Origin of the sequence: Stieleria sp., from assembly GCF_041595215.1 — a bacterium.
Lineage (GTDB): Bacteria > Planctomycetota > Planctomycetia > Pirellulales > Pirellulaceae > Stieleria > Stieleria magnilauensis.
In genome coordinates this window covers 1-12,922 of the sequence record NZ_JBFHKV010000104.1, presented here as the reverse complement: position 1 = coordinate 12,922, position 12,922 = coordinate 1, and the positions used below count along the sequence as shown (strand labels likewise).

The window sequence follows — 12,922 nt, the reverse complement described above, 5'->3', positions numbered from 1 at the left end:
TTGTGGGGAAACACTCCCTGAGGTGTCACACCGTCCTAGCGACCATCCGGTCGGTTTTGAACAGAGCGGTCGTTGGATGAACCAGGCGGGTGCCTGGTCGGCGTGATGTCGGCGGGCGAATTCACGTAAATTTTCGTGCCACAGTTGGGGCATGCGACCGCGCGGTCGTGGACATCAATGCCGCAGCGCGGACAGGGAGTCATGTTCAACGGCGAAGCGGATTTGTCAGTGTTCATCAGTAGTCGATCCTCTCGTCGGAGCCGTTGAACCTGGCTTCATAATCGATTTGACGGAGATAGCTTTTTAAAGCGGTGAACTCTTGGGGATCCAGTTGGTCTTTGATCGAATCCACCGCTTCGTGGATCAGGTTGACCATCCGGTGGACTTTGGCGTAATCCATTCGCCGATACGTTTCACCGGGGCTGGAACGCTTCGCAAACGTCTCTTCGATCGGTTTGCGGTAAGGTTCAAGGGCGTCATGGTCCAGGGGCCGAGGCCAGTAGAGTTCGCCGGACTGTCGATCGATCTGGTTTTCTTTCAATCGGTCTGGGGCCATCCGTTTGCCGATTTCACGACGCTTCTCTTCCGATAGCGGCTTGTGTTCCTCCGCGATTTCCGCGTCCCGTAGATCTCGCAGTTCATAGTACTGCTCAACCCGCTCTTCGCGATTTTTGAGGCGTAGCGAAATAGCTTCTTGCAACTGTTCGGCTGACAGAGATTTTAGATAGGCACCTTTGCCGAGGCCGGTGGCCAGTTCGCCGCGGGCTTCGAGAACGTCGCCCGCCGCGGTTGTGTTGTCATTGTCGTCAAACAACCCGTCATCGGCGATTGCAATTGTGACGAACATCATCGTTAGTAGGGAGGCAGCGAGTCGCATGGTTCTCTCGGTCTTTTTAGGGGGAGTGAAAAGCGCGGTGCTGTTGATGGGGGTCCGGTATCCGGCCCTGTCTCCATCACAGCACGCGCCGGTTTACATCGAAACAGAGGCGTTGGTTTCGGCGTCTGTCGCGGGACGTTCGCCTTGCAAATAGGCGGTGCCGGCTTTCAGCAAATACTTCACACCGGTCAAACCGGAGTGGTCCCAGTATTCGCCCCGTGACGGTTCGATCCGCAGCAATAAAATCTTTTCACTGGACTTGCCGTCGGGAAACCAAACCTTCCAGCCTTCGCTCCAGAGTTCGTCCAGCTTCGCTTGGTCATCGCTCGGATGTGCAGTTCCGGAGATCGACACGAATTGATTTGACGCTTGCATGGTCACGGCAACTTCTGAATCAAGAGCCACGTCGGAAACTTTGCCGGAGTCGCGTTCGGTCACAAACCAGATTTGACCGTCTGATTCCACCTGCGCGACCGCCATCGGACGGGCGTTGATCGAACCGTCGACGCTGCGGGTGACGAGCATCGCTGTGTCGAAGTCTTTGAGTAAGTCGATCAGTTTTTTATGAGTGTTCATGGTCCTAGTCCTTGTTGAGTGCTTGGTCACTGAATCGCCAGCTTGTTAGGAACGCCGTCGGCTGATCGGCCGCCGGCGACCCTGTTGGGCAACGCTGTGAAGCATTGACTCCCCGCGTTTGACGAGGTGTTAGCGGCAGGGCGCAAACCCTCCGGTCCCTCATCGTTCCTGAAACACCGGAGGGCTCGCGCCCTACCGCTAAAAAATGAGGTGTTAGCGGCAGGGCGCAATCCTTCCGGTCCCTCATCGTTCCCGAAACACCGGAGGGCTCGCGGCCTACCGCTAAAAAATGAGGTGTTAGCGGCAGGACGCAGGCCCGCCGGTCCCCCATCGTTCCCGAAACACCGGAGGGCTCGCGCCCTGCCGCTAATAAATGCTTCACGGCGTTGCCTGTTGGGTATGCGGAGCAGTTGCAAAACGCGTTTATGTCGTTTGCTCGGCATGGCGACCTTCGGCGAATTCTTCAATCGCCTTGTCACAGAACGCTGGCAGGTCATCGGGGTTCCGGCTGGTCACCAATCCCTGATCGCAAACGCATTCTTCGTCGACCCATTCGGCTCCGGCGTTGATCAAATCAGTCTTCAGACTCGGCCACGACGTTACCTTGCGTCCTCGGACGACGTCGGCTTCGATCAGCGTCCAAGGCCCGTGGCAGATGGCGGCGACCGGCTTGTGTTGTTTAAAAAAGTCTCGCACAAAACTGACGGAATCTTCGCACATCCGCAGCGCGTCTGGATTAAAAACACCACCGGGCAACACCAGTCCGTCGAACTGTTCGGCGGATGCCGAGTGGACCGACTGATCGACTGGAAACGTGTCTGCCTTTTCGTCATGATTCACGCCCTGGATTTCACCGGACTTTGGTGACACCAACACCACCTCGGCGCCGGCGTTTTTGAGCGCTTCCCAGGGCTTGGTCAGCTCCACTTGCTCGAAGCCGTCGGTTGCGAGAAATGCGATTCGTTTTTGTTTGAGCGATTGTTTGCTCATGTTGTTCTCCGGAACGGAACGTCATGGTTTGCGTTAAAACGGTTGGGACATCATTAGTGTTGCGGATACTGACGTTGCAGTTTCCATGCCAAAGGCGGCTTTCCATTGCCGTCACCACAACCGGTGGGCTCGGCCCGGTATCGCCGGTCGATCAGTGACCAGTGCGAGGCATTCTCGAACAGCATTCGTCTCACTCACCGAACGCGGCGGTTGACGGCGAAGAACGATGTGCCGCGAAAAGAGTGTGTCAGGAACAGAGTCTGTTAGGACAAACCGTCCCGCTTGAGTGGTGGACGAGGTGCGTTGCTGTTAAGACTGCTATGGAGATGGCATCGATTCGCTGGAGATGCCCGGCAGGCCGGTTCGCCAAGGGCACGAGAGTTGCACTCTCGTTGCACTCTTAAAACCCAATCAAAATCACAGTAGAACCCGCATTCACTCCCTTTCTGCTTCAGCCTGTGATGACGGACGTTGCCCTCCCCAAACGATGTGTGATTGCGGATGATGTGCGATCGTCGCGAGCAAAGGTAGGAAAATGGCTCGACGGTTGCGGTTTCGATTGCGTGCTTGCCGAAAACGGGTTAGAAGCATGGGAATCGATTCAAAACCATCCGCCCGATCTGCTGGTGACCGACCTGGAGATGCCGTTGTTGTGCGGACTGGAACTTCTTGAGAAGGTTCGTCAATCCGACAACGGGCGGATTCGGAAACTGCCCGTGCTGGTGATGACCAGCCTGCTCGATGGCCAGACATTCAACGTCGTGAGCAGGATGGGTGGCGATGGATTGCTTCAAAAGCCGCTCGACAGGGAGACGACTCTTTCGGTCATCCTCGATTTAATCGCAGGGAAAAAGTGTCTGGAGCAAATCAGCGTCGCAGACTCGGATTCCATTCCGTGCGGCGAGGGAGTGATCTCACCGACACTTCGACGGCTGATCAAGACTGTCGCCAGAGGCAAGCGGCCTCGATAGCCGGTTTGCCGTCAACTCGCCTCGGGCGGGTTTGGTGATGATGGCCACCCGAGACGAGGTGAGTTGACTGCAATGTTCACCAGCTGAATTACTCGACGATCTTCATCAGGATGCTCGCCAGCTTGGGGTTGTCGGTCGCGTGCAGGGCAGCCGCGGCGTCGGCTTTCAGCTTCGTGACCGCATCACCGGTTCGCTCGACGAGGTTGTCCCGCGTAGTGAAGCGGGACCACGTCGCTTGGTTGGCGTTCAAGTGAAACTGCACCCAATTTGCATCTTGAAGATGGCCCGAGCGATCGCTGGTATAGCGATCTAGATCGACAGTGACTTCTGCATCAACAGTGGTTTGTGCCGATTGGGCTGTGGAGTCAGCTGTGGAGCGATTCTCGCGTTGCAGCGCGGCGGTCAGTTCATCTTCGCCGTCAATGACTATTGCCGGATTGTCTCTGTCGATGTCATCATCACCGTCACCCAAATCGACGCTTTCCGGGTTAGTGAATTCCGTACCGAGCGGATTGTCGATGTTGTAGTCCGCATCGGGATCATAATCATCGCGATCGTAGATTGAGTCTTTCGAATAGGGCAAGGTTGCCGATCGTGTTTGGGCCTCGCGCAGGCTGATTCGTCCGGCGACGGGGCCGCTGACGGCACGACGTCCCGCGGCGGCAGCGATCGCAGCTTCCGTCCCGTCTTCGATTGCGTCGGCCAAATTGCCGGCCTCACGTTGTGTCTCGTCGATGTAGTCGTCTACACGGTACTGATCGATATCCAATCGCGGTCTGTCGGCGGTTCGTTCGTCATCTAGCCCCGGATCGTCTACACCGGCCGGAGTTTCGGTGTCGAGCCGTTTGATCCCTTTGGCGTCGGCAGCGGTTCGTGCTTGTGACGAACGGCGTGACGACGATGCGCGTTCGGATGCCTTGTCGTCGTTGGACGGGCGGGCATTCTGATCACGCTTGGGGCGATCAATCGATTTTGCCAGGGCGGCACCGACTGTTTTCGGATCGGGCAGCGCACGTTCGGAATCGCGGTCAACGGTCGAGTTGGCGGAGCGTTTGACTTGTGTCCAACCAAACGCTTCCAACTCGGCAATCACTTGATTTGACTGCTCGGCGATGGCTTGCAGTTGTTTTTTCTGTTCGTTCGACTCGCTACGTTTGGCGGCCTCGATGGCCAGCTTTTTGGCGAGACTGGCATCGCTCCAAATCACTCCTGCCAGGGCCCAGTCGCTGATCTCTTGGGCCGCTCCGTCAGGCACCGCCGGGGCGGTTTGCAATGGTTGCTCCGCCTTGACGGTCATCAGTGCCGCCATCGACAGAACAATGTAAGCGGCGAAGTAAAGAAGGTTTCGTTGATGTCTCATGGAACGACTCGGTGGCTTTGGGTGGCAACACGTTGGTTGCTTTTCGTGCGGGTTTAGTCGTGCAGATCCAATCGCGGGAGACCATGATGCCGAGATGGCAAGGCCGGCATGGCGAGGAGGCTTTGTATTGGGTGGCGCTGGTTCGGAGGGCGCTGGCAATCTCCAATTCGAATAAGCACGCGGTAGTTGATCACCTGCCGGTGATGCAAAGACCGTGCCCAAAAGATTCCCCAGCGATGGCGGCGCGAACCCACGGATGACAGGGTGCGAAAATTCCGCGGGTTCGCGCTGCGATCCGTCGAAGCAGATTCACGGCCGGCATGCGACACGTGACTAGGCCGAACGACTGTCGAGCATCCTGTCGGATTGGCGACCAGGCCTGGGGACGTCGATGGAGTCAGAATCCCTTCAGGTTAGCTGCGTCAGCGAGGGACATTGCCTCAGCGAAGTGCGTTGCGTGATGTCTCGGTTACGCAGGCGTGGTGGACTCATCCGGCCGCTTAGGGGTCGCGAACGCGAGCAAGATCCAAGCGACGATCCAAGCAACGCCTCCCAGCGGCGTGATCGCCCCCATCCAAGGCGTTTCGGTCAACACCAGCAGGTACAGGCTGCCGCTGAACAGCACGATGCCGGCCAGGAACAAGTAACCGGATTTTACGATCAGCGAGGACGCGTTGGAGCCACAGGCCGCCAGGGCTAAGAGGGCAACGGCATGCACGAGGTGGTACCTCGATCCGGTTTCGAATTGCCCCACACGTTTTGCGATCAGTTCGGGCTCCAGCCCTTGGGACTGCAGCAACCCCTCCAGCCCGTGGGCCGCGAAGGCACCCAGGGAGACACCCGTGGCGCCGGCGATCGCGGCGGCAACGAGCAGGAATCGGTGGGGCGGGTTCATGCCGAAGTCAGTTGGGTGTCAACGGCGCGCAGAAGCTTGTCCATTTGGAAGGGCTTGCGAATGTATTCGCTGACGCCCAGCAGTTCGGCGTAGGCTTTGTGTCGGCTGCCTTCATTGCCGGTGATCATGATCACCGGCACCATGGTTTCGGACATCCGCCGCAGCTTCTCGAGCACCAGGAACCCGCTGCGTTTGGGCATCATCATGTCCAAGATGATCAGGTCCGGGGATTCGCGTTCGGCCAACGCCAAGCCTTGGTTTCCGTCGCGGGCAACGACGACTTCGTACCCGGCGTCTTCCAACGCATAACGCACCGACTCGATGATTTCGACATCGTCGTCGACGATCAAAATCTTGGCACCGCGATCGCTTTGAACCACTTCGGGGAGATCGTCAGAGTCTTCGTCGGCCATACAGTGGAACCTGGAGGTGAAACTGGAAGTTTAGTTGTCCGAGAACGAAGTCGGACTTGTATCCCAATGGCTTAGTTTAGCAACTGGAGCACCGCTCACCACATGATTCATGACCCATCGGTCCAGATCCGACAAAACGACGGTATTCATTTCGTCGTCGTTGCGATACTGGCGAATTTCCAGTTGTGCTCCGATTGAGCTGGCGGCTTGAATTTCGGAAACCAAGCGCGTCTCGTCGTAGAACTCGCTTTCGATGGATCGCTGCCACAGCATCGGCAATCGTCGTTCCTTCAACCGCTGCCGGTCCAACTCGGGATGGGCGGGCAGATTGAACGCGCCGCCGAGTGAGACCGCGGCGGCAAACAGTTCGGGGTGACGCATCGCGATCCGCGTCGCCATCGTACCACCGCTTTGGTACCCCGCCAACACGATGCGTTCGGCATGAATGCTGTATTGATCTGCGGCACGGTCGATCGCGGCGAGCACACTTCGCTCTGCCGATTCTAAGGCTGCCGCCGAGTTGCTCCACCAAAACCGGTGACCCGACGCGTCGGACGCCATCGGGGCGCGAAGGCCGGTGGCCAAGTAGTTCCGCGAGCTGACGTGGGGCATCACGTGACAAACTTGGTTCTCGTTGAAGCCGTCGCTGTGCAGCCAGACGATCAACGGGTAACGGTAGTTCGCTTCGTAATGCAGCGGCACAAAAAAGGTCTGGGCGCGGATCGCCGCGGACCAACTGCTCGGTGCCTCGCCGTCGTGTTCTACCGACAACTCTTCGGCATCGAGTGCGTCGACGGGGTGCGGGGCGTTGTCCTTTCCGTCGGCAACGTGATCGCTAACGGAATTCCAAATCATGGTCGCATCAAAACGGTTCATAGCAAACCGGGACTCAGCAAGTGAAAAAGCATCAACACGCTGCTGACGGCTCGCTACAAACGTAGGGACAGCGCGGACGATGTGTCAACGCTGAAGCGAACAAAGCCAGTCGCAAAAAGACAAAATTAGAAACGCTTTCAAAACTAACGCTTCAGAATCTCCGCCAGCTCGATCAGGTGCCGAAGGCTGTCGCAGTGCGCCGCGTAACGCAGCTTCGGACGCAGTTGATCGTCCAACGCACGCCCCCCCACGATCAAGCTCACCCGATCGCCCAGCGAGTCGGCAAGCTGGTTCTGCTCACGCACAAAACGGGCCGGATCGTCAACCGCTGTGACGCTCAACCAAACCATTTTGGGCTGGTAATCCTGGACCGCCTGCATCAACGAAATCAGCGGCAAGTCGTTGCCCAAATTGACCGCGTTCCAGCCGCTTTCCCGCAGCGCCAGCTCCACCAACGCGGTCGGTAGCTGATAGGGGTCCGACTCCGGCGCCGCACCGATCGCAATCGGCGCCTCTGCAGGCAGGTTCGCGAGCCCCTCGCGAAGGTTGTAGATCAGCCGCGTGCAGATCGTGCAGCTGCGGCGTTCTTGATAGACCTCCAGCTCGCCGCAGTCCCACGCGTCACCGAGCCCTCGCATCGCGTCGGTGATCAGGTCCTCGGCCGCTTCAGCACGGGACCACCCCAACGCGATCCGCTGCTCCAGCAATCGCATGCAGTGACGCTCGTCGCCGTCGGCCAAAGCCGCACGGAACTCCTGCTGCGTCGGCTCGGTGCCGGCTCCACGCACCGCGGTACGGCGGGCCGTCGGCTTTGACGCGATCTCAAGGTCGCTGCCGTCGATCCCCAGCGCTTTCGTGTCAACGATCGTTCGCTCGGTCGACTGGAGGAACTCACGCAGGCCCGAAAGGGTGATCCGGCGGTGGCCGCCGACCGTCCGGATGGTCGGGATCGCACCCTGGTCGCACCAACGCTTGACCGACGACTCGCTGACATGCAGCGAGCTGGCGATCTGTTTCGGAGAGAATTGGGGCAGCGAGTCGGTCACAGGCAAGGTCCGGGGCGTTGAATCAGGCAAACGTGGACGTTTTGGCTGAAAAGCGTCCAGGGTGGACGTTTTTGAATCGTAGCGAAAACCTCCACCTCGCCAACCGTGGAATCGCAAAACTTTCGTGTTTTCGGCGTTTCTGCAGCGGATTTGGAACTTATTTCTCCATTTTATGCATCCGGGCATTGTTGTTGCACGAATCTACCGATATACCGTGATGAACGTTTTGAACGAAATTCCGTTCTAGAAACCGCCCCAAGGATCAAGCCATGGCTACCAAGCTCGCCCCCGCTCCCACGACTGACACGAAGAAAACCGCACCCAAATCGGATGCGTCCAAACTCCGTGCACGTCCGCCGGCTTGGTTGAACCTGGACGAATTGAACGATGCTCATCGCGAAGCCGATGGAATGGTCGCCCCGATCGGCGAACTGACGAGCGAAGAACTCAAGAGCCGCACCAAGCGTCGGCTGCGTGAAGAGATCGATTTCATTTCCAATCCCGAGTTCGGCGATACCGACCTGGGCAAACAACTGTTCGCCGAGCCGTTGAATCTTGCCCCCCGCAAAGCGGAGCTGGGCATCGCGGCGATCCGACGCAGCGGGATCGACATGCCGATCCACCTGGGGCGCCTTTGCGAGGCCCCGCTGTTGACCCCGGAACAGGAGCAAATGCTGTTTCAGCGGATGAATTACCTGTTGCAACAGGCCGCGGTGCATCGCAGCCTGTTGAATCCAGCGCGGCCGTCGCGGGTCCGATTGGAGTTGATCGACCGTTTGATCGCGTTGGCCTCGTGGCATCGCGACCGAATCGTCGAGGCAAACTTGCGGCTCGTCTTTTCGATCGTGAAAAAATTCGTCAACCCGAACAACAGTTTCGATGACTTGCTCAGTGACGGAATTGTCGCGCTGATCCGCGCGGTGGAGAAGTTTGACTTCGACCGCGGGTTTCGATTCAGCACCTACGCGACGCAGGTCATCCGCCGCAATTCCTATCGCACCGTCGTTGTGAAACAGCAAGAACGCCAGAAGACGGTGGGCGGGCTGCAGGACATGGATCTGGATTTGACCGATGAAGGTCGCGAGTCGGCGATCAGCGAAAAACGCTGGCACGAGCTGAGGAGTCGTTTGAGCGTGATGCTGAACGAATTGGATCGCCGCGAGAAATTTATCATCCGCGCCCGTTTTTCGCTCGGGGCGCACCGCAAAGTTCATACACTGCAGTCGCTCGCCAACCGCCTTGGTGTTTCCAAGGAACGCGTCCGCCAGCTCGAACGACGGGCCATGGATAAATTGCGTGCGATGGCAGGCGACGTCAACCTTGCGGAACTGGAGACTCAGTGAAAACCTATTTGGCTTCAACGACGCTGCCGGTCGACGCGGAGCAGGCCTTCGCCTATCACGAACGACGCGGCGCCCTCGATCGTTTGATCCCGCCCTGGAAAAAGGTATCGATTGAATCGTCCGATCGCAGCCTGAAGCCGAACAGCGTGGTGGTGTTGCGGCTGAAGTCCGGCCCGCTGTCGATGCGATGGGTCGCGCAGCACACCGAATACGATCCCCCCCACTGCTTTGTCGACGTCCAACGCTCGGGGCCTTTCGCCCACTGGGAACATCGCCACTTGTTCGACGCAGCATCCTCCGACGGCTGTGTGCTTCGCGATTCGATCACGTATCAATTGCCGCTCGGATCGCTCGGCAGAATGTTCGGCGCGACCTTGGCCCGCAAAGAATTGGAGACGATGTTCGCCTACCGCCACCGCGTCACCCGCGACGACTTGGAATTGGCGGCGAAGTACCAAGCGTCACCGATGAAGATCGCCGTCTCGGGTTCGTCTGGGCTGGTGGGGCGAAAGCTGTGCGCGTTGTTGACACTGCTCGGCCACCACGTGATCCGGTTGGAACGTTCCATCGATCGCATCGAAGACGGTCAAGCTGCGATCGCTCCTTGGGATTCGCCCGAGCAGGCGGCCAAGCTTTCCGGCGTGGATGCCGTCGTGCATTTAGCCGGAAAGTCGATCGCGGACCGGCGCTGGACCGATTCGGTCAAGCAGGCGATTCGTGACAGTCGAGTCGATTTGACAAGTCGTTTGGCCGAAGCCTTGGCCGGGCTGGCGGACCCGCCCAAAGTCTTTCTATGCGCCTCTGCGATCGGCATCTATGGAGATCGCGGGGACGAGGTGCTGTCCGAATCGAGTGCTCCAGGCGAGAGCTTTTTGGCAGACGTCGCGTTGGAATGGGAACAAGCCTGTCGGCCAGCCGAACAAGCAGGCATTCGCGTCGCCAACGCGCGGCTGGGTGTCGTGCTGGACCCGGGCGGCGGGGCGCTCGAAAAAATGTTGACCCCGGCCAAATTGTTCGGCGGGGCCTTGGGCAGCGGACGTCAATGGTGGAGTTGGGTTTCGATCGACGATGTGATCGGTTCCATCTACCACGCAATTTGCGACGATCGCGTTTCCGGTCCGTTCAATGTCACCGCACCCAATCCGCTGACCAATCGCGAGTTTGCCAAAACGCTCGGGCGAGTGATCTCGCGTCCGGCGCTGGTTCCTGCCCCGGCGTTCGCTCTACGTCTTGCGCTCGGCGAAATGGCTGACGCGCTGCTGCTGTCCAGCACGCGCGTGATCCCGTCGGTGCTGCAAAAGACCGGATATGAATTTCGCTTCAGCCAGGCCGACGAGGCGTTGCGTTATCACTTGGGGGTGAATCGATTGGAGTCGATCGAATGAAGGTGAACGTGATCTTTCTGATCAATCTGGTCGCAACCTGGTACATGGTCGGATTGATCTGGATGGTCCAGGTCGTGCATTACAAACTGTTCGACCGTGTGGGCGAAGCGGAGTTTGCGAGGTACGAAACGGATCATTCAACTCTGATCACTCCGATCGTCGGGCTACCCATGTTGGTCGAGATCGCGACGGCAGGGATGTTGCTCGCTTTTGTGCCCGCCGGAATTCCACGCTGGGTTTTGGTGGCGGCGTTTATCGCCGTGGTGGCAATCTGGCTGTCGACCGCGCTGGTCCAGGTGCCGTGTCACAACCGGCTGACGCAAAACGGTTTCACCCAGGCGGACTATCAACTGCTCGTCGGCAGCAACTGGATCCGAACGATTCTGTGGACCGCCCGAGGTCTGTTGCTCGCGTACTTCGCCAACAAGCTGATGGCGTAGGCGGCTCGACGCGTAAGTCCTACCGCGCAACGCTGTAAGGCATCTTTTAGCGGTAGGGCGCGAGCGACAAGGTTGGGACCGGCGGAGGGCCCGTAGGCTCGCGCCAAACGGCTGGTCATCACTTGACATCAGCCGGTTCGCGCCAGCGTCCGGGCGCCCCTCAAGGTCTTTCGATCCGAAAGACCTTCAGTTTTCCCAGGTCGCGGACGACCACGTCGTCACCAGCCACTGCGACATGAGCCCAGGAATTCTGTGCCACGTCCATCTCGTCGATCAGTTTGTAGTCCGGTGTGGAGCCGTCGAGCAGCATCAACTTGCCGCGCTCGGTCAACGCGAGGATGCGATTTCCATCGGTGATCAAGCTGGCGTACTTGCCGATCGGTCTGGTGGTGAAGGTCGCTTCGCCTGTTTGAGTGTCCAACGCCGTCATCCGTTCGTTCTTCAGATGCATGTAGATCCGCCCATCGACCAGCACGGGCGATGACATGTAGGCCTGTTGCTTCTGGTTCCAGACCTCCCGGACCGTCCACTTGTCGCTGTCGCGAGAGATTTCAAATAGCTGAGCGGTGCCGCTGTGGGCGGACGTGAAGACGCGATCGCCGATCGGCAGTGGCGTCAGGATATTCATTCCGCGAAACGCTTGGATCGGCTGCTTCCAGAGCGGCTGGCCGGTTTCCAAGTCCACGCCACACAGTTCGAGGCGGGTTTGCACCAGTAGCTGCCGCTTGCCGGCGATCGTTGCGATGATCGGGCTGGAGAACGCACCGGGCGAGCTGGAGGTGGCGTTTTCCAACGTTTGCCAAATCACCGATCCGTCGTTCATCGAAAGCTTGACCGTGGCGCCACCGGTTTGCATGTAAACCGCATCACCGTCGATCAGCGGCGAGCAATTTGCACCGAACATCGGCAGCGGCGTTCCCATCGCTTTTGGGCAATCGACCCGCCACGTTTCAGCACCGGTTTTCGGATCCAGGCAGACGATCACGTCGCGCATTCCGACAACGACCAAACCGTCGGCGCTGCAGGCCGGCGTGGCGCGAATCCAGTCTCCGTTGGAGGCCGCGAAAAACGGGACGGCCATCGACCCTTCCCACTGGGCGGTCCAGGCAACGCTGCCGTCGCTGAGATGGTACGCGGTGACTTTCTCAAACGTCTTGTCGACCGTCTCGGTCGTGTACAGCATGCCGTCAAACACGACCGGTCCGCTGTAGCTGGGGGCATGCGGTTTTTCCCAAGCCAGCGTCAGGTTGCCCTGCAGTTTTTCGGGCAGCTCGCCGGTCGTCAGTTGGCCGTCGCGATTCTCGCCACGCCACTGGCTCCAATCGCCCGGGTCGGCAGCGGCAATCGGGTAAGAACAGCAGACCAAGAGACAGGCCAAGAGGCGGGAGAATTTCATGATGGCACGAATCGAGAGGGGGCGAAGGAAGAACTGACGCACAGTAGTGCGCCGGCTACCCCCGAGTGTCAGCTGCGGTCTGTGCGGAGAGATCGCCTGCGTGTTGGCGTCCAGCCTTGAGGCGCATCCTCACGCGCTGCGAAGCAGCAAGACGGGCGGCTGAAGCCTGCACACCAGCGCGTGTTGGTGTCCAGCCTTCAGGCGCATCCCCACGCGCTGCGAAGCAGCAAGACGGGCGGCTAAAGCCTGCACACCAGCGCGTGTTGGTGTCCAGTCTTGAGGCGCATCCTCTCGCGCTGCGGAGCAGCAAGACGGGCGGCTGAAGCCTGCACACCAGCGCGTGTTGGTGTCCAG

Annotated in this window: 14 protein-coding genes; 4 read left to right on the top strand and 10 right to left on the bottom strand. The window is 59.0% G+C overall.

Annotation, left to right across the window (positions count from 1 at the left end):
* Positions 1–35: 35 nt before the first annotated feature.
* The 4 genes from ABX749_RS06410 to ABX749_RS06395 form a co-directional block, all read right to left on the bottom strand.
* Positions 36–203 carry a zinc ribbon domain-containing protein gene (locus tag ABX749_RS06410; protein ID WP_372895244.1) on the bottom strand — a complete coding sequence of 56 codons (168 nt, stop codon included), beginning with the start codon at positions 201–203 and terminating at the stop codon, positions 36–38.
* A 32-nt stretch (positions 204–235) separates the two neighbouring features.
* Positions 236–877, bottom strand: a complete 642-nt coding sequence (locus ABX749_RS06405; RefSeq protein ID WP_372895243.1) for a hypothetical protein — start codon at positions 875–877, stop codon at positions 236–238.
* A 93-nt stretch (positions 878–970) separates the two neighbouring features.
* Complete coding sequence (locus ABX749_RS06400; protein ID WP_372895242.1) at positions 971–1,453, bottom strand: pyridoxamine 5'-phosphate oxidase family protein; 483 nt, start codon at positions 1,451–1,453, stop codon at positions 971–973.
* A gap of 423 nt (positions 1,454–1,876) precedes the next feature.
* Positions 1,877–2,443, bottom strand: a complete 567-nt coding sequence (locus ABX749_RS06395) for a type 1 glutamine amidotransferase domain-containing protein (RefSeq protein ID WP_372895241.1) — start codon at positions 2,441–2,443, stop codon at positions 1,877–1,879.
* A 461-nt stretch (positions 2,444–2,904) separates the two neighbouring features.
* Between ABX749_RS06395 and ABX749_RS06390 the strand changes: the two genes are divergently transcribed.
* Positions 2,905–3,414, top strand: a complete 510-nt coding sequence (locus tag ABX749_RS06390) for a PleD family two-component system response regulator (RefSeq protein WP_372895240.1) — start codon at positions 2,905–2,907, stop codon at positions 3,412–3,414.
* An 88-nt stretch (positions 3,415–3,502) separates the two neighbouring features.
* Here ABX749_RS06390 and ABX749_RS06385 read toward each other — a convergent pair whose 3' ends face one another.
* The 5 genes from ABX749_RS06385 to ABX749_RS06365 all read right to left on the bottom strand — a co-directional run bounded on the left by ABX749_RS06385 (position 3,503) and on the right by ABX749_RS06365 (position 8,004).
* On the bottom strand, positions 3,503–4,774 hold the full coding sequence (locus tag ABX749_RS06385) for a hypothetical protein (protein ID WP_372895239.1): 1,272 nt from the start codon (positions 4,772–4,774) through the stop codon (positions 3,503–3,505).
* A gap of 469 nt (positions 4,775–5,243) precedes the next feature.
* Complete coding sequence (locus tag ABX749_RS06380) at positions 5,244–5,669, bottom strand: DUF423 domain-containing protein (protein WP_372895238.1); 426 nt, start codon at positions 5,667–5,669, stop codon at positions 5,244–5,246.
* Positions 5,666–6,082: a PleD family two-component system response regulator gene (locus ABX749_RS06375; protein WP_095739134.1), complete on the bottom strand. Its 417-nt coding sequence runs from the start codon at positions 6,080–6,082 to the stop codon at positions 5,666–5,668. Before ABX749_RS06375 ends, ABX749_RS06380 begins: the two co-directional genes overlap by 4 nt.
* A gap of 30 nt (positions 6,083–6,112) precedes the next feature.
* The gene (locus ABX749_RS06370; protein ID WP_372895237.1) at positions 6,113–6,937 is read right to left on the bottom strand and encodes an alpha/beta hydrolase; all 825 of its coding nucleotides are present in this window, start codon (positions 6,935–6,937) and stop codon (positions 6,113–6,115) included.
* Between the two features lie 164 nt (positions 6,938–7,101).
* Entirely contained in the window at positions 7,102–8,004 is a 903-nt protein-coding gene (locus ABX749_RS06365) for a helix-turn-helix domain-containing protein (protein ID WP_372895236.1), read from the bottom strand.
* Between the two features lie 269 nt (positions 8,005–8,273).
* Here ABX749_RS06365 and ABX749_RS06360 point away from each other — a divergent pair, with 269 nt between their 5' ends.
* The 3 genes from ABX749_RS06360 to ABX749_RS06350 are packed head-to-tail and all read left to right on the top strand — an operon-like array spanning position 8,274 to position 11,172.
* A complete protein-coding gene (locus ABX749_RS06360) occupies positions 8,274–9,347 on the top strand; it encodes a sigma-70 family RNA polymerase sigma factor (protein ID WP_145217265.1) in 1,074 nt (357 codons plus the stop codon).
* Positions 9,344–10,732 carry a TIGR01777 family oxidoreductase gene (locus tag ABX749_RS06355; protein WP_372895235.1) on the top strand — a complete coding sequence of 463 codons (1,389 nt, stop codon included), beginning with the start codon at positions 9,344–9,346 and terminating at the stop codon, positions 10,730–10,732. The genes ABX749_RS06360 and ABX749_RS06355 overlap by 4 nt, the downstream gene beginning before the upstream one ends.
* Positions 10,729–11,172 carry a hypothetical protein gene (locus ABX749_RS06350; RefSeq protein WP_372895234.1) on the top strand — a complete coding sequence of 148 codons (444 nt, stop codon included), beginning with the start codon at positions 10,729–10,731 and terminating at the stop codon, positions 11,170–11,172. The genes ABX749_RS06355 and ABX749_RS06350 overlap by 4 nt, the downstream gene beginning before the upstream one ends.
* Before the next feature lie 160 nt (positions 11,173–11,332).
* On the opposite strand, the gene ABX749_RS06345 is transcribed toward ABX749_RS06350, so the two are convergent.
* On the bottom strand, positions 11,333–12,568 hold the full coding sequence (locus ABX749_RS06345; protein ID WP_372895233.1) for a PQQ-binding-like beta-propeller repeat protein: 1,236 nt from the start codon (positions 12,566–12,568) through the stop codon (positions 11,333–11,335).
* Positions 12,569–12,922: the final 354 nt, after the last annotated feature.

Coding starts and splice junctions, on each gene's coding strand:
- ABX749_RS06385 (WP_372895239.1), bottom strand. CDS start 4,774: ATGAGACATCAACGAAACCTTCTTTACTTCGCCGCTTACATTGTTCTG.
- ABX749_RS06350 (WP_372895234.1), top strand. CDS start 10,729: ATGAAGGTGAACGTGATCTTTCTGATCAATCTGGTCGCAACCTGGTAC.
- ABX749_RS06395 (WP_372895241.1), bottom strand. CDS start 2,443: ATGAGCAAACAATCGCTCAAACAAAAACGAATCGCATTTCTCGCAACC.
- ABX749_RS06390 (WP_372895240.1), top strand. CDS start 2,905: ATGACGGACGTTGCCCTCCCCAAACGATGTGTGATTGCGGATGATGTG.
- ABX749_RS06345 (WP_372895233.1), bottom strand. CDS start 12,568: ATGAAATTCTCCCGCCTCTTGGCCTGTCTCTTGGTCTGCTGTTCTTAC.
- ABX749_RS06410 (WP_372895244.1), bottom strand. CDS start 203: ATGACTCCCTGTCCGCGCTGCGGCATTGATGTCCACGACCGCGCGGTC.
- ABX749_RS06405 (WP_372895243.1), bottom strand. CDS start 877: ATGCGACTCGCTGCCTCCCTACTAACGATGATGTTCGTCACAATTGCA.
- ABX749_RS06370 (WP_372895237.1), bottom strand. CDS start 6,937: ATGATTTGGAATTCCGTTAGCGATCACGTTGCCGACGGAAAGGACAAC.
- ABX749_RS06380 (WP_372895238.1), bottom strand. CDS start 5,669: ATGAACCCGCCCCACCGATTCCTGCTCGTTGCCGCCGCGATCGCCGGC.
- ABX749_RS06400 (WP_372895242.1), bottom strand. CDS start 1,453: ATGAACACTCATAAAAAACTGATCGACTTACTCAAAGACTTCGACACA.
- ABX749_RS06360 (WP_145217265.1), top strand. CDS start 8,274: ATGGCTACCAAGCTCGCCCCCGCTCCCACGACTGACACGAAGAAAACC.
- ABX749_RS06375 (WP_095739134.1), bottom strand. CDS start 6,082: ATGGCCGACGAAGACTCTGACGATCTCCCCGAAGTGGTTCAAAGCGAT.